Origin of the sequence: Cochlodiniinecator piscidefendens, assembly GCF_011326755.1 — a bacterium.
Taxonomy (GTDB): Bacteria; Pseudomonadota; Alphaproteobacteria; order Rhodobacterales; family Rhodobacteraceae; genus Cochlodiniinecator; species Cochlodiniinecator piscidefendens.
On sequence record NZ_JAAOIE010000002.1, the window covers coordinates 213,633 to 231,886 of the forward strand.

At 52.1% G+C, this 18,254-nt stretch carries 15 protein-coding genes; 8 read left to right on the forward strand and 7 right to left on the reverse strand.

What is annotated here, in order from left to right; genetic code table 11:
• Positions 1–19: 19 nt before the first annotated feature.
• Together G9C99_RS05760 and G9C99_RS05765 are read right to left on the reverse strand one after the other, a co-directional pair.
• Positions 20–616: a nicotinate-nucleotide adenylyltransferase gene (locus tag G9C99_RS05760; RefSeq protein ID WP_166416500.1), complete on the reverse strand. Its 597-nt coding sequence runs from the start codon at positions 614–616 to the stop codon at positions 20–22.
• Positions 617–618: 2 nt separating this feature from the next.
• A complete protein-coding gene (locus G9C99_RS05765; RefSeq protein ID WP_166416501.1) occupies positions 619–1,539 on the reverse strand; it encodes a nucleoside hydrolase in 921 nt (306 codons plus the stop codon).
• 117 nt (positions 1,540–1,656) lie between these two features.
• On the opposite strand from G9C99_RS05765, the gene G9C99_RS05770 reads away from it, so the two are divergent.
• Positions 1,657–3,003: a KAP family P-loop NTPase fold protein gene (locus tag G9C99_RS05770; protein ID WP_269434816.1), complete on the forward strand. Its 1,347-nt coding sequence runs from the start codon at positions 1,657–1,659 to the stop codon at positions 3,001–3,003.
• A gap of 70 nt (positions 3,004–3,073) precedes the next feature.
• Positions 3,074–4,729, forward strand: coding sequence for an energy-dependent translational throttle protein EttA (gene ettA, locus G9C99_RS05775; RefSeq protein ID WP_166416503.1), 1,656 nt, complete (start codon positions 3,074–3,076; stop codon positions 4,727–4,729).
• Between the two features lie 83 nt (positions 4,730–4,812).
• Here the strand turns inward: ettA and G9C99_RS05780 are convergent, their stop codons facing one another.
• A complete protein-coding gene (locus G9C99_RS05780) occupies positions 4,813–5,580 on the reverse strand; it encodes a Stf0 family sulfotransferase (RefSeq protein ID WP_166416504.1) in 768 nt (255 codons plus the stop codon).
• 164 nt (positions 5,581–5,744) lie between these two features.
• Between G9C99_RS05780 and G9C99_RS05785 the strand changes: the two genes are divergently transcribed.
• From G9C99_RS05785 to mmsB, 6 genes are all read left to right on the forward strand, one after another.
• The gene (locus G9C99_RS05785) at positions 5,745–6,101 is read left to right on the forward strand and encodes a hypothetical protein (RefSeq protein WP_166416505.1); all 357 of its coding nucleotides are present in this window, start codon (positions 5,745–5,747) and stop codon (positions 6,099–6,101) included.
• 120 nt (positions 6,102–6,221) lie between these two features.
• The gene (locus tag G9C99_RS05790; protein ID WP_166416506.1) at positions 6,222–7,043 is read left to right on the forward strand and encodes a chromate resistance protein ChrB domain-containing protein; all 822 of its coding nucleotides are present in this window, start codon (positions 6,222–6,224) and stop codon (positions 7,041–7,043) included.
• A 3-nt stretch (positions 7,044–7,046) separates the two neighbouring features.
• Complete coding sequence (gene chrA, locus G9C99_RS05795) at positions 7,047–8,327, forward strand: chromate efflux transporter (protein WP_166416507.1); 1,281 nt, start codon at positions 7,047–7,049, stop codon at positions 8,325–8,327.
• A 95-nt stretch (positions 8,328–8,422) separates the two neighbouring features.
• Complete coding sequence (locus tag G9C99_RS05800; RefSeq protein ID WP_166416508.1) at positions 8,423–9,568, forward strand: acyl-CoA dehydrogenase family protein; 1,146 nt, start codon at positions 8,423–8,425, stop codon at positions 9,566–9,568.
• A gap of 1 nt (position 9,569) precedes the next feature.
• A complete protein-coding gene (locus G9C99_RS05805; protein WP_166416509.1) occupies positions 9,570–10,616 on the forward strand; it encodes an enoyl-CoA hydratase/isomerase family protein in 1,047 nt (348 codons plus the stop codon).
• Complete coding sequence (gene mmsB, locus G9C99_RS05810) at positions 10,547–11,485, forward strand: 3-hydroxyisobutyrate dehydrogenase (RefSeq protein ID WP_331459983.1); 939 nt, start codon at positions 10,547–10,549, stop codon at positions 11,483–11,485. Before G9C99_RS05805 ends, mmsB begins: the two co-directional genes overlap by 70 nt.
• Positions 11,486–11,716: 231 nt before the next feature.
• On the opposite strand, the gene uvrA is transcribed toward mmsB, so the two are convergent.
• The 4 genes from uvrA to G9C99_RS05830 all read right to left on the reverse strand — a co-directional run bounded on the left by uvrA (position 11,717) and on the right by G9C99_RS05830 (position 18,214).
• On the reverse strand, positions 11,717–14,578 hold the full coding sequence (gene uvrA / locus G9C99_RS05815) for an excinuclease ABC subunit UvrA (protein ID WP_166416511.1): 2,862 nt from the start codon (positions 14,576–14,578) through the stop codon (positions 11,717–11,719).
• 182 nt (positions 14,579–14,760) lie between these two features.
• A complete protein-coding gene (gene lpdA / locus G9C99_RS05820) occupies positions 14,761–16,155 on the reverse strand; it encodes a dihydrolipoyl dehydrogenase (protein ID WP_166416512.1) in 1,395 nt (464 codons plus the stop codon).
• Positions 16,156–16,290: 135 nt separating this feature from the next.
• Positions 16,291–16,866: a DUF924 family protein gene (locus G9C99_RS05825; protein WP_166416513.1), complete on the reverse strand. Its 576-nt coding sequence runs from the start codon at positions 16,864–16,866 to the stop codon at positions 16,291–16,293.
• Between the two features lie 79 nt (positions 16,867–16,945).
• Positions 16,946–18,214: an MFS transporter gene (locus G9C99_RS05830; protein WP_166416514.1), complete on the reverse strand. Its 1,269-nt coding sequence runs from the start codon at positions 18,212–18,214 to the stop codon at positions 16,946–16,948.
• Positions 18,215–18,254 lie beyond the last annotated feature (40 nt).

Here is an 18,254-nt window from a genome sequence, read left to right on the forward strand (position 1 = left end):
GGCCCTCAGACAAGCCCGATCACCACTGCCCCTGCGCGCGAAGTTCCGTCGAAGATATCGCCATCATGGGCGCATTTATGAAACACCAGCTTGGTGTTTCGCGGTGCGATAGATATTGGGCATTGTTTCCACGCAATCGATATTTTTGAAACTGCCGTGCAGCAGGCGACAAACGCGCTGAAATGCGGTCTCCGGGGCGGGCAATCACGCCCACTGGGACGTTTTCCATGATCCAGTGCCAGTTGCCCCAGTGATGAAACGACGCCAGATTGTCCGCGCCCATCAACCAAACAAAGCGCTGCTGAGGATAAAGGTCAAATAGTTTTTGTAGGGTTTCGGCAGTGTACCGGGTCCCGATTTGATCCTCTATATCCGTCACTTCGATACGCGGATGCTGTACCAGTTCCCGACAAGCGGCCATGCGCTTTTGCAAGGATGCCGGTCCTTTTGTCTTAAGTGGATTGCCGGGCGACACCATCCACCAAACCCGATCCAAACCAAACCGCTTCAGCGCAACTTGCGAAACATGCAGGTGTCCGCGATGAGGTGGATCAAACGACCCCCCCAGCAAGCCAATAACCTGCCCCTTTGCAGCCCGCGGAAGAGTGTGGCGCATGATCACGGGTTTTCTTTGCTGACAGCCAGATAATGCGCTTTGACGACTTCCATATCACCGCCAACGCACACATTGATCATCGGGCCGTCTTTAACGGGAACGGTATTACCGATCTCATCCCCGTCCAAAATCACAGTAATCGCTTCTTGGCGCATGTCAAACCAATGCGGATGGGTGCAGGCAATCACCGCCATCGGGTCGTGCAATCCGCAGCCATCTTCACCGACGCTTTCGTAGAACTTCAGATAAAATTTGCTCATTTCATCGACAAACCCACCCAGATAGGGGGACGCATGCGCGACCTCGGCAAAATCTTCAGTTTTGCAAAGCGCTTTCATCGTGACATCAAGCCCAACCATCACAATATCGCCGCCTGCGTTGATCACTTCGGCCAATGCATGGGGGTCATGATATGTGTTCGCCTCCGCAAATGCGGTAATATTGCCCGGCACATGGGCTGCCCCGCCCATAAACACAAGCTGTTTAAGGTTCTGGGTAAATGCTGGGTCTAACCGGATCGCCTCAGCTATATTGGTGATCGGACCAACCGCACAGACCACCAGTTCGCCTTTGTGTTCGCGCGCCATCCGCACCAAAAATTCCGCCGCTGTTTCGTCGACCGCGCCCCCCTTTGGCGTTTCAGCCGGAATATCGCCAAAGCCCTCAGCTCCATGTACCCAAGCCGATGGCGTGATCGCGGGCAAAACCAATGGCTTCACCGCGCCTTGGGCCACAGGGCATTCTAGCCCAGCGCGTTCCACAAGGCGCAAAGCATTGCGGGTCGCCGTTTCAACCGTGACATTGCCAAACACCGTGGTCAGACCCAAGAGATCAATATCCTGCGCCCCGGCCGCATAGAAAATCGCCATCGCATCATCAATGCCTGGGTCCGTGTCGATAATCATTTTTACAGGCTGGGTCATAACAGCTCCTTTAATCTTCAAACGCCTTTGATACCGATAAAAAAACAGATTGGAAAGCGGATGTGATGATCTAAACATATCCCCAACACAACCAGAACCAGAGTTAAAGAGTACACGATGCGCCTGACCCTCCCCGACCCTAAGATTGACATCGGCAAAGATGGATTTGAAACATCAGCGGACGGCACAAAAAAATGCCACCTGAACCGCGCTGAAACCGGCAGACACCTGTCGCGGCTCGTCGACAGTATCGAAGACCCTATGGTCATCGCCCTTGATGGATCATGGGGCAGCGGTAAATCGCACTTCCTCAAACTCTGGACCGGCGCGCATGTGAATGAAAACGGCGGCAAAGCCAAAACAATCTATTTTGACGCCTTTGAACATGATTTTTTGGATGATCCGCTGATCACTCTCATCAGTAAATTATCAGAGAAGCCTGAAACGCCGGGCAAATTTAAGAAACTCAAAGCTACAGGGATGAAATTGCTAAAACCTGCTGCACGTACAACCCTCGCCGCGGCGACCTATGGCGGAACCGAACTTGTTGGAGCCTTGGGGGACGCAATACTCAACAAAGCCGCCAATGAGTTGGAAACACTGTCTGAAGCCTTCTGGGAAAAAGAAGCTTCACGCACAGCCGCCATGCAAGAATTCAAAACCGCACTTCGCGAATTAACCGAACCAGACGACGACGGCAAACCAACCCAAAAGATCGTCATCATCATCGACGAACTCGACCGCTGCCGCCCCGACTATGCGCTAAACATGTTGGAAATCATGAAACACTTTTTCGCCGTGGATGGCATTCACTTTGTGCTGGGTGTCAATCTCGCGGCTCTTCAAAGCAGCGTTCAGGCACGATACGGCGGGGGCATCAACGCTGCCGAGTACCTCCAAAAATTTATCTCTGTAACGCTCACCATTGGAAACAGCGCCAAAAGAATAAATCAATCGGCATTATATCAATACTATTTAATGGTAGGTCGTGAACTATCGCTTCTCGAACATCGCTATTATCAAACATTTAAAACATATCTGAATGAATCAACCCCAGTACAAAACTACTCATTAAGAGAAATTGAGCGATACGCATCTCACGTTGCATTACTTCAACAATTAGACATTAGTTGGGGTGGTCAATCTACTGACTACATTGTAGCCGGCCTCTTAATTATCAAAGTAAAAGAACCCTCTCTTTATCATACCTTACGCAAAGGGCAGCTTCCGGTGAGCGAAGTGTTTGCATTTTTCAACATGGAACGACCAGACTATCCAGCAACCCATGCCCCAACTGTTTGGTCCGAGATTACCTCCATCTGGCAATATTATCTTGAAGCATCAACAGGCCTAAGAGGACGCAAACTAAATGAACTCATCCACGAAGACTTTGAAGCCCCTCGCGAAAAACTTCTATCAACCCTAATCACTGACTACTTAGATATTTTCGAACTCCCCACCTAACAAGATTGCCCTCACCGCCCCCATTCGCTATCACCTCTTTCGAACCAGAATTCCCTTTCAGGAGCCCCCAATGGCCGCTTATCAATACGTCTATCACATGGACGGCGTTTCCAAGACCTACCCCGGTGGCAAGAAATGCTTTGAAAACATCCGTCTTTCCTTTTTGCCCGGTGTGAAAATCGGTGTCGTTGGGGTCAACGGCGCGGGTAAATCCACCCTGATGAAAATCATGGCCGGCATGGACAAAGACTTCACCGGCGAAGCTTGGGCAGCTGAGGGCGCGACTGTGGGCTACCTCCCGCAGGAGCCAAAGCTCGATGAAACCCTGACAGTGCGTGAAAACGTCATGCTGGGTGTGCAGGCGAAAAAGGACATCCTAGATCGTTACAACGAACTGGCGATGAACTATTCCGACGAAACCGCCGAGGAAATGAGCAAACTTCAGGATGAAATCGACGCGCAAAACCTCTGGGATCTCGACGCACAGATCGACGTCTCTATGGAAGCCCTGCGCTGCCCACCAGATGATGCGGCTGTTGCCAATCTATCGGGCGGTGAAAAACGTCGTGTGGCCCTGTGTAAACTGCTGCTCGAAGCGCCAGACATGCTGCTCCTCGATGAGCCGACCAACCACCTTGACGCAGAAACAATCGCATGGCTGCAAAAGCACCTGATCGATTACAAAGGCACCATCCTGATCGTCACCCACGACCGTTACTTCCTCGATGACATCACCAGCTGGATTCTCGAACTTGACCGCGGCTCTGGTGTGCCATGGGAAGGCAACTATTCAAGCTGGCTTGAGCAAAAAGCAAAACGCCTGTCCCAAGAGGCCCGCGAAGACAAATCCAAGCAAAAAACGCTTGAGCGCGAACTCGAATGGATGCGCCAATCGCCAAAGGCCCGTCAGGCAAAATCCAAAGCCCGGATCAACGCCTATAACGACATGGCCAATCAGTCAGAGCGCGAAAAGCTTTCTAACGCGCAAATCGTAATTCCAAACGGCCCGCGCCTTGGTTCCAAAGTGATCGAAGTCGAAGGCCTGAAAAAGGCGATGGGCGATAAGCTCTTGGTCGAAGATCTGTCGTTCTCCCTGCCACCCGGCGGCATTGTTGGCGTGATCGGCCCCAACGGCGCGGGTAAAACCACGCTCTTTAAAATGCTGACAGGTCAGGAACAGCCGGATGAAGGCACCGTTGAATACGGCGACACCGTGCAGCTGTCTTATGTGGATCAGTCCCGCGATGACCTGAACGCCGATGAAAACGTATGGGAAGCCATCGCAGACGGCCTAGACGTTATTCAGCTTGGCGATGCCGAAGTGAACGCGCGCGCCTATTGCTCTGCGTTCAACTTCAAAGGGTCAACCCAGCAGAAGAAAGTTTCGCTTCTGTCTGGTGGTGAACGTAACCGCGTCCACATGGCGCGCCTCTTGCGCTCTGGCGGCAACGTGTTGCTGCTCGATGAACCGACCAACGACCTTGACGTCGAAACCCTGCGCGCGCTCGAAGATGCTCTGGTTGATTTTGCCGGCTGCGCGGTGGTGATTTCCCACGACCGCTTCTTCCTTGACCGCATCTGCACCCACATCCTCGCGTTTGAAGGCGACGCACATGTGGAATGGTTTGAAGGCAACTTTGAAGACTACGAAGAAGACAAAAAGCGCCGCTTGGGTCCAAACGCCCTAGAGCCCACCCGCATCAAACACAAGAAGTTTGCGCGGTAAAAACCTCTTGAGGAAGCTTCCTTTTCAGCCTCACAGGATTGGAAGCTTCCTTAAAAGAACATTTTGTAGAATTTGGTCAAAACCTAATTCAACCCCCGCTCTTTCAAGAACCGCTCAGCCCACTCTTTGTTCGTAGCGTCTGCCAACTTTGCAACCCTCGGGCGCACATCATTTGCGATGGCTGTATCTACCCCAAGTGCATCCAATACAGTTTCGACGGCTTTTTGTGGGTCTTTCGACAACTCGTCATACGACATTTGCAACGGCTGAATATTTTCCTTCTCAAACCAACCACGCCAAGCGTCACGCATTTCAGAAACCTCTGCAATGCTATTGGCAATCTCATCAGCATCATAAACCGGCTCTCTAGGCTCAGAAAGTCGTTCCAATTCTGTTCCGTCCGCCGCTCTATGCCAAAGCCCCGATTGGTTGGCTTTCACTAAAGAAATAGCCTGATCCAATTTGCTATCCCGATTTAGATGAATAAAGAGCGTGGGACCAAATGCAGCTTCGATCCGCTCTAAGTCACTGGTGCACTCAGGATGAAGCCTACCCGCCTGACGAATAAAGAAATCGAAACTGCCTCTCTGCATTCGCAGCCCAAACACACCAGTCTCTTTCGCCCCACGGTTTAACGCAGCTTTGAAAATCGCGCGCAGCATGTCCCACCTTGATGCGAATTCCACTTCGGAAAGCTGATAATTGTCCAGCCATCGCTTCAAAGACGGCGTGTGAAAATGGGAATCCGGGTTTCCGCTCGCTCCAGTTGACGCAAGTAATCCACAAAGATGCGTGCTTCCGCTGCGCGGAGAAGTACAAATAATGTAGGATTTATAACGAATTTTTCTCATAACATCCGAGGCCCAGTGTTCTTATCCGCCATAGCAAACTCAATAATGGCCGGTATTGCAAGCAGCACACCTTCAACTCCTGAAACACCTATCACCCCTGCGTGAGCCCCCCTTTTCTCTTGCCCAGCCAACGCGTACCTCTGGGGCAATCAAAGGAGCGCACCATGAAATTCATCCTCCCCCTTATCGTCACCGTGACAGCCGCCGCGATTGCCTATGGCGTTGATCTGCCCAAGATGTTTGGCGCGCATCCTTGGTGGTCCCAAAAGGCCGTGCTGATTGGTGCGCCCATTGGCATCGTTCTCGCCGCAGGCGCGTCCCTCCTGAACCTCAGCCATATCACCCGCAGTATTGCTTTCATCCTGTTGTTTGCTGCGGCCTTTGGCATTGCGAAATACGGTCAAACCCAATTCGCCGCCTCCTACGCCGAAGACGCGCTTGCCGGTAAACTTTGGTATTTCGGCTGGATGGGCACCGCGATCATGGCCAGTGCGTCGGTCTTTGCGATCTCCAACCGCTAGGCGCCCATTCTTGACAGCCCCTCCCAAATCTGAAATCTAACCTTCATGGGGCCTGCGAGCGCCCCGTGAGGCGCCAGCCCAAGTTTCGCGTCCTGCAACCCAATTGAGGGAGGACCCGCCATGGCGTCACCAAACACAATCACACCCGCCCAATTGACCCGACTGATCGGCACCCCCGATGCGCCCATGCTCATCGATATTTGCATTGATGACGATTTCAAAGCCGACCCGCGCGTCATCCCAACGGCACTGCGCCACTCCTTTGCCACGATCACAGATCTGGCCCCTGCATTGTCAGGCAAACGCGCTGTGGTCATCTGCCAAAAGGGGCGTAAACTCAGCCAAGGTGCCGCCGCCCTGTTGCGCACCAAAGGCATTCAGGCCGAATATCTCGAAGGCGGAAATTTTGCGTGGCGCGACGCCGGGCTTCCTCTGATCCCCGCTGATAAAATTCCGACACACCCCCACCACGGCACCACCCTGTGGGTCACGCGCCATCGCCCTAAAATCGACCGTATCGCCTGCCCTTGGCTGATCCGCCGCTTTGTGGATCCAAACGCGCAGTTTCTTTTTGTTTCCCCATCTGAGGTCATGAATGTCGCAGACCGCTTTGGCGCAACCCCCTTTGACGTTGAAGGCGTGTTCTGGAGCCACCGTGGCGACACCTGCACCTTTGACACTATGGTTGATGAATTCGCCCTCGACATTCCCGCCCTTAAACACCTTGCGACCATCGTACGCGGGGCCGATACCAACCGCCATGATCTGGCCCCGGAATGCGCCGGATTGCTGGCGGCGTCCCTTGGTTTATCGCGCATGTATCGTGATGATCTAGAACAGCTTGACGCGGGGCTATCATTGTACGATGCGTTCTACCGCTGGTCACGCGACGCAACAAACGAAAGCCACGATTGGCCCACATCCCAAAACCAAAAGGCCTGATCCATGACCTCAGACAAAACCACGGTTTCCTTTGGGGAATTGTTTTGGGTGTTTCTAAAAATCGGGTTGCTGTCCTTTGGTGGCCCTGCCGCGCAGATTTCGCTGATGCACCGCATGTTGGTGGATGAACGCAAATGGCTGACCGAACAGCAGTACCTCAACACGTTGGGGTTTTGTATGATGCTACCGGGACCCGAAGCCATGCAAATCGCCACTTTTGCGGGTTGGCGGTTGCGCGGCGTTGCCGGGGGCCTCTTGGCCGGGACGTTATTTGTATTGCCCGGCGCGTTGGTGATCTTTGCATTGGTGACAGGCTATGCACTTTGGGGCGCACTGCCCTTGGTCAACAGCCTGTTCTTAGGCGTCAAAGCCGCCGTTTTGGTCATAGTGTTAGAAGCCCTGTTAAAGGTGTCAAAACGTGCGCTAAAGGCGACGTATCACTGGGTCATCGCCGCCGTCGCCTTTGTCGGGATATTTTTTCTCGCCCTGCCTTTCCCGCTGATCGTGCTGGGCGCGGCGCTTTATGGTGCCACTTTGGGTCGTATCCCCTCAGAAACAGAACACACCACACCGCAACTAACGGTTTCACCCCTTCATACGCTGCGCACCTTTGTGATTGGCCTGATGATTTGGCTGGTCCCTCTTTTCCTTCTGAACAACGCCGGGCTTGATCCAATCTTCAGTGACATTGGCGCGTTCTTTTCCAAGCTTGCAGTCGTCACTTTTGGCGGGGCCTATGCCGTGTTGGCCTATATGGCCCAAGACGTCGTGACCGGGTTTGGTTGGCTGCAAGCCGGTGAAATGATGGATGGGCTTGGCCTTGCTGAAACCACACCCGGACCGCTGATCCTCGTGACGCAGTTTGTTGGCTTTCTCGCCGCCTTCCATGCCGGCGGGCTTGCCTTTGGGTTTGCCGGGGGTCTTGTTGCGCTTTGGGTGACCTTTGCACCCTGCTTTATCTGGATTTTTGCAGGCGCGCCTTACATTGACTGGATCTCTGCCCAAAGCCGCCTTTCGAGCGCGCTCTCGGCAATCACCGCCGCCGTGGTTGGCGTTATCCTCAATCTTTCGATTTGGTTTGCCCTGCATGTCTTTTTTAACACCGTCAGCAAAGAAACCTTTGGCCCGGTCACGCTTTGGGTTCCTGAACTCACCAGTTTTAACATCAATGTCTTAGTTTTATCCCTTGTAAGCGCTTGGCTTTTGCTCATCAGGCATCTTGGTTTAGGCTGGGTTTTGTTGATCGCAGCCGGTGGCGGGGTTCTTTTGACATCTTTGATCTAAAATGACGCAAGCCCAGTCAAACAATCGGCTTGAAATACTTCTGTAAGATTCAGATCATACCACCAAGATCAAACATCTGACCGCAGGAGAAAACCGTGGATTTCGCGCTGACCGAAGAACAGACCGCAATTTTTGATATGGCCAAGGCGTTTGGCGATGAACACATTGCCCCCTTTGCGCGCGACTGGGAAAGCGATGGCACGATCCCCAAATCCCTCTGGCCAAAACTGGCAGAATTGGGCTTTGGCGGGCTTTACGTTTCTGAGGAAAACGGCGGCTCTGGCCTTACGCGGCTTGATGCGACGCTGGTGTTCGAAGCGCTTTCCATGGCCTGCCCTGCAACCGCTGCGTTTCTATCGATCCACAACATGTGCGCGGCTATGCTTGATAAATTCGCAAGCCCCGCCCTAAAGGAAAAATATCTGACGAAAGCTGTGACAATGGAAACCTTCTTTTCCTATTGCCTGACAGAACCCGGTTCAGGCTCTGACGCCGCCGCGTTGAAGACCAAAGCGCTTAAAACAGATCAGGGCTACAGCCTAACCGGGACCAAAGCCTTCATCTCCGGCGGCGGATATTCTGACGCCTATATTGTCATGGCCCGCACCGGTGACGACAGCCCGCGCGGTATTTCCGCTGTGGTGATTGACGACGGCACCGATGGCCTGTCCTTTGGCGGGCTTGAGGACAAAATGGGCTGGAAAGCCCAACCAACCCGTCAGGTCCAAATGGACAGCGCCAATATCCCGACAAGCAATCTCATCGGCGACGAAGGCGCGGGTTTCAAATATGCGATGGCGGGTCTGGATGGTGGCCGCTTGAATATTTCTGCCTGTTCGCTTGGCGCCGCGCAATCTGCGCTTGATGCGACCCTCCAGTACATGGGCGAACGCAAAGCCTTCGGAAAAAGCATTGATCAATTCCAAGCGCTGCAATTTCGTCTCGCGGATATGGAAACCGAACTTCAGGCGGCGCGTACCTTCCTTCGGCAGGCCGCTTGGAAACTCGACAACAAAACCCCCGATGCCACGAAATTTTGCGCCATGGCCAAACGTTTTGTCACAGAAACCGGATCAAAGGTCGCCAATCAATGTTTACAACTGCACGGCGGCTACGGATATCTTGTCGATTATGGCATCGAAAAAACCGTGCGTGACCTGCGCGTGCATGAAATCCTAGAAGGCACAAATGAGGTCATGCGCTTGATTGTTTCGCGCCAACTGCTGGCAGAACGGGGCTAACATGTCTGATATTCTCATCCGCAAGCAGGGCCGCGCCGGGCGCATCACGTTTAATCGCCCGACCGCCCTAAACGCGCTGTCTCACGCGATGTGCCTTGAGATCGAAACCGCCCTCGACCAATGGCGCAACGACGACGAAATCGCCCTCATCGTGATTGATGCCGACGGGGATCGTGCGTTCTGCGCCGGTGGCGACATTGTGGAACTTTATGACACCGGAAAAGCCGGAAATGTTGTATATGGACAAAAATTCTGGCGCGATGAATACAGAATGAACGTCAAAATGTTCGAATTCCCCAAACCCGTCGCGAGCTTTATGCAGGGTTTTACCATGGGTGGGGGTGTTGGTGCTGGCTGCCACGCCTCACATCGGGTTGTGGGTGACACGAGCAAAATCTCAATGCCTGAGGTGGCGATTGGTCTTGTGCCCGATGTTGGTGGATCACTTATTTTGTCACGTGCTCCGGGTCGTTTGGGCGAATATCTCGGCACCACCGCGGGGCGTATGGGGGCCGCTGATGCGATCTATGCAGGCTTTGCCGACTATTACATTCCCGAAGCCCTTTGGCCCAACCTCATCGACCAACTTTGCGCCACGGCGGACCATACCCTGATCGACGCCGCAGCACAGCAGGCCCCCGGCGGTCAACTCGAAACACTGCGCCCGCAGATCGACGCCCATTTCGCGGGTGAAACTCTGGGTGACATCGTGCGATCCCTGCGGCATGATCCGTCAGAGTTTTCACAAGACACGCAAAAATCCCTTAGCCGCAATGCGCCTTTGTCGATGGCCTGCGCGGTTGAGATGACCCACCGTTTGCGCGGCAATGCCGATATTCGCCAGGCTGTCGCCCTCGAATACCGGTTCACCCACCGTGCCATCGAACACGCAGATTTGCTCGAAGGTATTCGCGCCCAAGTCATAGACAAGGATCGCTCTCCAAACTGGAAACACAGCGACATCGCCACCGTTCCCAGATTAGACGTGGTCAATATGTTAAAGCCGTTACAAGACATAGCGCTAAATTTCGAAAAGGAAGACGCATGAAAATCGCATTTATCGGTTTGGGTAACATGGGTGCCCCGATGGCCTCTAACTTGGTCGCCGCTGGGCACGAGGTGAACGGTTTTGATCTCAGCGCCCCCTGCCCGGATGGCGTCACAAAAGCCAGCAGCGCGACCAGTGCCGTCGAAAACGCGGATGTCGTGATTACCATGCTGCCCAATGGTGCGATCCTGCAATCTGTCGCCGCCGAAATCATCCCCGCGATGTCACCTGACGCCGTGTTCCTCGATTGCTCGACCGTGGATGTCGAAAGCGCGCGCGCCGTGGCTGATCAGGCGACTGCCGCCAACCTCATGGCTGTTGATGCGCCTGTATCCGGTGGTATTGGCGGTGCGGCCGCGGGCACGTTGACCTTTATGGCGGGGGGCAGTGACGCAGGCTTGGCCAAGGTTGAACCGCTCTTTGACATTATGGGCCAAAAGGCCGTGCATTGTGGCGCGTCAGGCGCGGGTCAGGCCGCCAAAATCTGCAACAACATGATCCTTGGCATCACTATGGCCGGCACCTGCGAAGCCTTTGCGCTGGCAGATAAGCTCGGTCTTGATCGTCAAAAAATGTTTGATGTGGTCAGCACCTCATCTGGTTATAGCTGGACAATGAACGCCTATTGCCCTGCCCCCGGCGTTGGCCCACAAAGCCCGGCTGACAATGATTATAAACCAGGGTTCGCATCTGAACTCATGCTCAAAGATCTACGTCTAAGCCAACAAGCCGCAGAAGCCGTTGATGCAGACACCCCCATGGGGGAACGGGCCACAGCGCTCTATACCGATTTTGTAGAATCTGAGGACGGGCAAGGAACCGATTTTTCCGCCATGCTCCCCCGCTTTGAAAAACGTGGTCGCTCTTAACAGATTTGCGCGCGGAAGGGGTTAGCCCACCGCGCGCACCGTTAAACAGGCAATGTACGAAAATCGTATGCATAAAATACATACGATTGTCATACGTTTGCTGCATAGTTTACATACGCCAGATTCCCAGCAAAATATGGCGTTAACCCCATATTTGGCCAATCCTCAGAACATTCGTATGCCAATGATCAACGCGCCCCACATTCTTTGTGAAACGCGTTAATCTTTAACCTATTGCGCTGCAACAGAATCCTTTTGTTTCAGCATAGGCTTCAAATAGTGACCGGTATGACTGCGCGGTTCTTCAGCGATTTTTTCTGGTGTTCCCACAGCTACGATTTCACCACCGCCATCACCCCCTTCAGGGCCAATGTCCAAAATCCAATCAGCGGTTTTCACCACGTCCAGATTGTGTTCAATCACAACAACAGTATTTCCCTGATCCACCAATTCATGCAGCACTTCCAACAGCTTACGCACATCTTCAAAATGCAGACCCGTGGTCGGTTCATCCAGAATATAAAGCGTACGGCCCGTGGATCGTTTCGCCAACTCTTTTGACAATTTGACCCGTTGCGCTTCGCCACCAGACAGAGTCGTCGCCTGTTGCCCGACCTTAATATAGCCCAGCCCAACCCGCATCAGCGCATCCATTTTATCGCGGATGGATGGCACCGCTTGGAAAAACTCCTGCGCGTCTTCAACGGTCATATTCAACACATCCGCTATGGATTTCCCTTTGAACTTCACCTCCAATGTTTCGCGATTATACCGCGCGCCATTGCAGGTTTCGCAGGTCACATAAACATCCGGCAGAAAGTGCATTTCGATCTTAATAACACCATCCCCCTGACACGCCTCACACCGCCCTCCTTTGACGTTGAAACTAAAGCGGCCAGGTTTGTAACCTCTTGTTTTTGCTTCGGGTAAACCGGCAAACCAATCCCGGATCGGGGTAAAGGCCCCGGTGTATGTCGCAGGGTTAGAACGCGGTGTTCGACCAATTGCGCGCTGGTCAATGTCGATCACCTTATCAAGATGTTCCAGTCCCTTGATCGTTTCGCAAGGGGCCGGTGTTTGACGCGCACCATTCAACCGCATTGAGGCCGTTTTAAACAAAGTCTCAATCGTCAGCGTCGACTTACCACCGCCAGAAACACCGGTGACACACACGAATTTTCCAAGCGGGAATTCTGCTGTGACATTCTTAAGGTTGTTGCCCGTCGCTTTGACAATCTTGACCTTTTTCTTGTTCCCTTTGCGCCGTTTTACCGGCACCGCAATTTCACGTACACCCGTTAGATATTGCCCTGTAATTGATGCCGAATCCGCCGCGATTTCTTCGGGTTTGCCTTTGGCAACAACTTCACCACCATGCACGCCGGCACCCGGCCCAATGTCGAATACGTAGTCGGCTTCGCGGATGGCCTCTTCGTCGTGTTCTACGACGATAACGGTATTGCCCTGGTCCCGCAGATTTTTAAGCGTTGTCAGCAAACGGCCATTGTCGCGTTGATGCAATCCGATCGATGGTTCATCCAGCACATACAACACCCCCGTCAAACCAGACCCAATCTGAGAGGCCAAACGAATGCGCTGACTTTCACCCCCAGACAAGGTTCCAGAATTTCGGCTAAGTGTCAGATATTCCAGCCCAACATTGTTCAAGAACCCCAACCGTTCACGAATTTCTTTTAAGATCGCGCGCGCAATTTCGTTGCGTTGTTGGGTCAAGGTTTCTGGAACGGAAGCACACCAATCATAGGCTTCTTTGATCGACATCTGAACCACTTGCCCGACATGCACATCCGCGATCTTTACTGCCAATGCCTCTTGGCGCAAACGATAACCTTCGCATGTATTACAGGGTCTATTGTTTTGATAACGCTCAAATTCTTCGCGTATCCAGTTTGAATCCGTTTCGCGATACCGCCGTTCCATGTTTGGAATTACGCCTTCAAAACCACGTGTGATTTCATAGACCCGCCCGCCTTCATCGTAGCGAAATGGAATTTCCTCTTCGCCAGAACCATACAAAAACACTTGCTTCACATGCGCGGGCAAATCTCTCCACGGTGTGTTTTTGTCAAATTCATAATGCTTTGCAATGGCTTCGATGGTTTGTAGGAAATAGGGTGATTTTCCTTTGCGCCACGGGGCCAAAGCACCATCATACAATTTCAACGCAGCGTCCGGCACGACCAACCGTTCATCAAAGAACAATTCCATCCCCAGGCCATCACAGTCAGGACAGGCCCCAAACGGCGCATTAAAGGAAAACAACCGCGGTTCAATTTCAGGAATGGTAAAGCCACTGACAGGACACGCAAAACGTTCGGAAAAGGTGAAACGTTCAGGTTCGCCCTCTTTCGGTGCCGTTTCTAAAATGGCGATACCATCGGCTAAATCAAGGGCTGTGCGAAAGCTATCCGCGAGCCGTGTTTCCATACCTGCGCGCACGACCAACCGATCAACCACAACGTCAATGTCATGGCGAAACTTTTTGTCCAATGTGGGTGGTTCATCCAGATCGTAAAACGCACCATCCACCTTTACACGTTGAAAGCCCTGCTTGCGCAACTCTTGGAATTCTTTGCGATATTCGCCCTTGCGGTCCCTGATGATTGGGGCCAGCAAATAGCCGCGCAATCCATCATCCATCGCCATGACACGGTCAACCATATCCTGCACTTGCTGCGCCTCAATTGGTTTGCCCGTAGCGGGGCTAAAGGGCACCCCAACACGTGCGAACAACAGACGCATATAGTCATAGATTTCTGTGACAGTCCCAACGGTCGAACGGGGGTTTTTCGACGTTGTTTTTTGTTCAATCGAAATCGCCGGAGACAGGCCGGAAATGTGATCGACATCCGGTTTCTGCATCATATCCAAAAACTGGCGCGCATAAGCGCTAAGGCTTTCGACATAACGACGCTGCCCTTCGGCATAGATCGTATCAAACGCCAATGACGATTTTCCCGACCCCGAAAGCCCGGTGATCACCACGAGCTGATCCCGCGGAATATCGACATCTATGGATTTCAGGTTGTGTTCGCGTGCGCCACGCACCTCAATCTGTTTCAGATCCGCCATTTTGGGCCCCCGATTAATATACGCTTTACAGATAGGAGATCACGGAGCGGACTCCAATCAAAAAATGAGAACAAAGTGGAAACAAGTGCAAATTTAGCAATAATTGTCTGATCACAATAAAACAAAACGCAGCCAAACCAATTAGGAACGGCTGCGTTAAAAATTAGAGAAAATTACAAGAATCACATGTGAATAACACGCCCGTAAGCATCCAGCACGCTTTCATGCATCATTTCAGACAAGGTCGGATGCGGGAAGACGGTATTCATCAGATCTTCTTCGGTTGTCTCAAGCTGGCGCCCAATCACATAGCCTTGGATCATTTCAGTGACTTCAGCGCCCACCATATGCGCCCCGAGCAATTCGCCAGTTTTGGCATCAAACACGGTTTTCACCATACCTTCGGCCTCACCCAAGGCAATCGCCTTACCATTGCCAATAAACGGGAAACGCCCGACTTTCACGTCAAAGCCTAGCTCTTTAGCCTTGGCCTCAGTATAGCCGACAGAGGCAACCTGCGGATGGCAATAGGTGCAACCTGCGATACTTTCCGGTTTGACGGGATGCGGGTGCTTTCCTGCGATCAGTTCAGCAACCATAACGCCTTCGTGGCTGGCCTTATGGGCAAGCCAGGGAGCGCCCGCGATATCTCCAATCGCATACAATCCATCAACACCTGTACGGCAGAATTCATCCGTCACAACATGTGTACGATCCAATTTCACACCAAGCGCTTCGAGTCCAAGACCTTCGACATTTCCAACGATACCAACCGCAGAAATGACAGTGTCAAAATCTTGCTTTTCGGTTTTTCCGCCAACTTCGATATGCGCCGTCACTTTACCTTTGCCGCGATCTAGCTTTTTGACCATGGCTTTTTCCATGATCTTCATGCCTTGTTTGACAAATTGTTTCTTCGCAAAAGATGAAATTTCGGCGTCTTCCACCGGCAAAACACGATCCATAACTTCAACAACGGTCGTGTCAGCGCCAAGCGTATTGTAGAAGCTCGCAAATTCGATACCAATCGCACCAGAGCCGATCACCAACAGTTTTTTTGGCATCCGCACAGGGTCCAGCGCATGCTTATAGGTCCAAACCAGATCTCCATCGGCCTCTAGCCCAGGAAGTTCGCGCGCACGTGCCCCCGTTGCAAGAATGATGTTTTTAGCCGAAACATCTTCAACACCTTTGGCGGTCTTTACATGTACTTTGCCTTTAGACGGAACGGAGGCCTCGCCCATCAGGACTGTAACTTTGTTTTTCTTCATCAAATGACCGATGCCACCTGAGAGTTGTCCAGCAACTCCACGCGATCTTTTGACCACCGCTTTTAAATCAAATCCGATTTTGTCAGCGGATAGGCCAAAATCTTTTGCTCGTCCCATCAAATGAAAAACTTCGGCAGACCGCAAAAGTGCCTTTGTCGGGATACAGCCCCAATTCAAACAGATGCCACCTAGATGTTCGCGTTCAACGATCGCAGTCGAAAGCCCAAGCTGCGCAGCCCGAATAGCGGCTACATACCCACCGGGGCCAGCCCCAATTACGACTACATCGAATGACTTGGCGGACATCTGCGCCTCCGTTAAAAAAGTAGTTTGATATTAAACTTTCTATACAGCCATTCCAGCAAATCAACAAGACGTCAGCATAATACATGAAAAAAGGGCGCTAATGCGCCCTTTTTAGTGTTCATTTTGATAACATTTTTAGTGAGCGGAAACCGCAGCAACGGTCGTTTTGTATCCACCACTTGCAAGAAACGCCATTTCTGGTTCTGTGCCGCTTCGTGACAACGCTTCGTTACGAAACGGGAAGCGACCAAATTTTCGGATAACTTCCCTATGCGCTTTTGCATGTATCAAGTTACTTTTTCCGGTCTCAGGCATGCGTGTCATCATAAGACAAACACAACGTTCCTGATCACTCAGACATTCGGAGTGCATCAAAGGCAAATAGAAGAACTGCCTTTGAGGTTCGGGCACTCGCAAGTCCCACTTTTGTTCAATTGCCTTTTTGGCAATTTTCCGCGCCATGCTATCAACAGAAAACGCGTCTGAGCTTCCGCGAAAAATATTCCGCGAAAACTGATCCAGCAAGATCAAAAGAGCCAATGTGGAATCATGGTGATACGTCCATGATTTCAGCTTGCCTGCCTTTGCAGCCTGCCATGTTGTAAGAAATTTTTCTCGGATGGTGGCGTCTAAATCTTCGCCACCAGCGTACCAACCTACTGGCCCAACATCGTTGAGCCAGAAATCAATCACCTCACCCGGGTTACGCATCTGCACATCCTCCTCGCAAGCGTGCCCCCCATAATAGGAAAATCGTTACAAAAGTTTTACACTTTGACAACCGCTTTCTTCATTCATTTTCAGAATTGTTGCTTTCTTCATCCAAAGCGGCGTCGATCCACACCTCTTGGGCCACTTCTGCGGCCACAGGCGTTGCAGATTGCATCATTGGCGTAAATGCGCCTGTGTCCTCGGGTGCAACGCTTGAGCGCTGTGTGGTCCGATAGGCTGCGTAAACAGCGATCGCGACCATAAGAGATAGAATCAAAAAGAAATATCCCTCCGGGCCCATTGCAGACATGATCCAACCGGTAACCAATGGCCCCGCGCTCGCCCCTAAGCCGTTAACAAACACAAGCCCACCAGATGCTGCAGCCATGTCTTCAACGTCAAGAAAGTCATTGGTATGCGCAATCAGCAATCCATAGAGAGGGTTTGATGTCCCTCCGATGACAAAAGCAGCAACCAGCAACAACGTGTAATTGTCGCTCAGCGCAAACCCGACAGCCGCGCCGACCGCGCCAACTGCGCTCATGATCCCGATCAAAAATCGGCGATCCATTCGATCGGAAATCCAGCCAATTGGATATTGGAACAGCAAAGCGCCAACATAAATAGCTGAAATAAAGACAGACAACTGCGCCCCAGTCATTCCCTTTTCAGTTGCATAAATCGCACTCATCCCAAATTGCGCAGAGAATATCCCCCCTAACAAAAACACACCAACACAGCCTAGCGGAGATTTGTTATAGAGTTCGCGCAATGACATCGCTTTCGCAGTGTCAAATGCCGGGGTTGGGCTAATCGATAGCAAAATTGGAGCGAATGAAATCGAAACCAACACCGATGAAATAATGAACAGAATATATCCAGATGGATCGCCCAGCGCAAAAAGCCCCTGCGCGGTCACAATCCCAACCATCTGAACAATGAGGTACAATGATAAAGCCTTGCCGCGGTTTTCATTGTCCGACGCGTTATTGAGCCAGCTTTCTGCGGTAACATACACACCAGAGAAGCAGAATCCGATAATCACGCGCCCAAGCGCCCAAGCAACGGGGTGGGATAGCGCTGGATATAAAATCAAAACGGCCGAGATAAAAGACGCTAGCGCAGCAAATACCCGCACATGCCCAACGCGGCGGATCATATCTGGCGCTAACTTTGACCCGCCCAAGAATCCAACAAAGTACCCTGACATGATCACTGAGAGCTCAAAGGTTGAAAACCCGAGCACTGCGCCTTGAACCCCCAAGAGCGTCCCCTGCAGGCCATTGCCCACCATCAGAAGCATCATTCCCAACAAGAGTGCCCAAGAGCTTCTTAATACCTGTAACATCGCTGATCCTCTCGCGCTTTCTATCGCTCTCCTACAATGA

Coding starts and splice junctions, on each gene's coding strand:
- chrA (WP_166416507.1), top strand. CDS start 7,047: ATGACCTCAGACAAAACCACGGTTTCCTTTGGGGAATTGTTTTGGGTG.
- G9C99_RS05765 (WP_166416501.1), bottom strand. CDS start 1,539: ATGACCCAGCCTGTAAAAATGATTATCGACACGGACCCAGGCATTGAT.
- lpdA (WP_166416512.1), bottom strand. CDS start 16,155: ATGTCCGCCAAGTCATTCGATGTAGTCGTAATTGGGGCTGGCCCCGGT.
- G9C99_RS05830 (WP_166416514.1), bottom strand. CDS start 18,214: ATGTTACAGGTATTAAGAAGCTCTTGGGCACTCTTGTTGGGAATGATG.
- G9C99_RS05825 (WP_166416513.1), bottom strand. CDS start 16,866: ATGCGTAACCCGGGTGAGGTGATTGATTTCTGGCTCAACGATGTTGGG.
- G9C99_RS05785 (WP_166416505.1), top strand. CDS start 5,745: ATGAAATTCATCCTCCCCCTTATCGTCACCGTGACAGCCGCCGCGATT.
- uvrA (WP_166416511.1), bottom strand. CDS start 14,578: ATGGCGGATCTGAAACAGATTGAGGTGCGTGGCGCACGCGAACACAAC.
- G9C99_RS05760 (WP_166416500.1), bottom strand. CDS start 616: ATGCGCCACACTCTTCCGCGGGCTGCAAAGGGGCAGGTTATTGGCTTG.
- G9C99_RS05805 (WP_166416509.1), top strand. CDS start 9,570: ATGTCTGATATTCTCATCCGCAAGCAGGGCCGCGCCGGGCGCATCACG.
- G9C99_RS05770 (WP_269434816.1), top strand. CDS start 1,657: ATGCGCCTGACCCTCCCCGACCCTAAGATTGACATCGGCAAAGATGGA.
- G9C99_RS05780 (WP_166416504.1), bottom strand. CDS start 5,580: ATGAGAAAAATTCGTTATAAATCCTACATTATTTGTACTTCTCCGCGC.
- G9C99_RS05790 (WP_166416506.1), top strand. CDS start 6,222: ATGGCGTCACCAAACACAATCACACCCGCCCAATTGACCCGACTGATC.
- ettA (WP_166416503.1), top strand. CDS start 3,074: ATGGCCGCTTATCAATACGTCTATCACATGGACGGCGTTTCCAAGACC.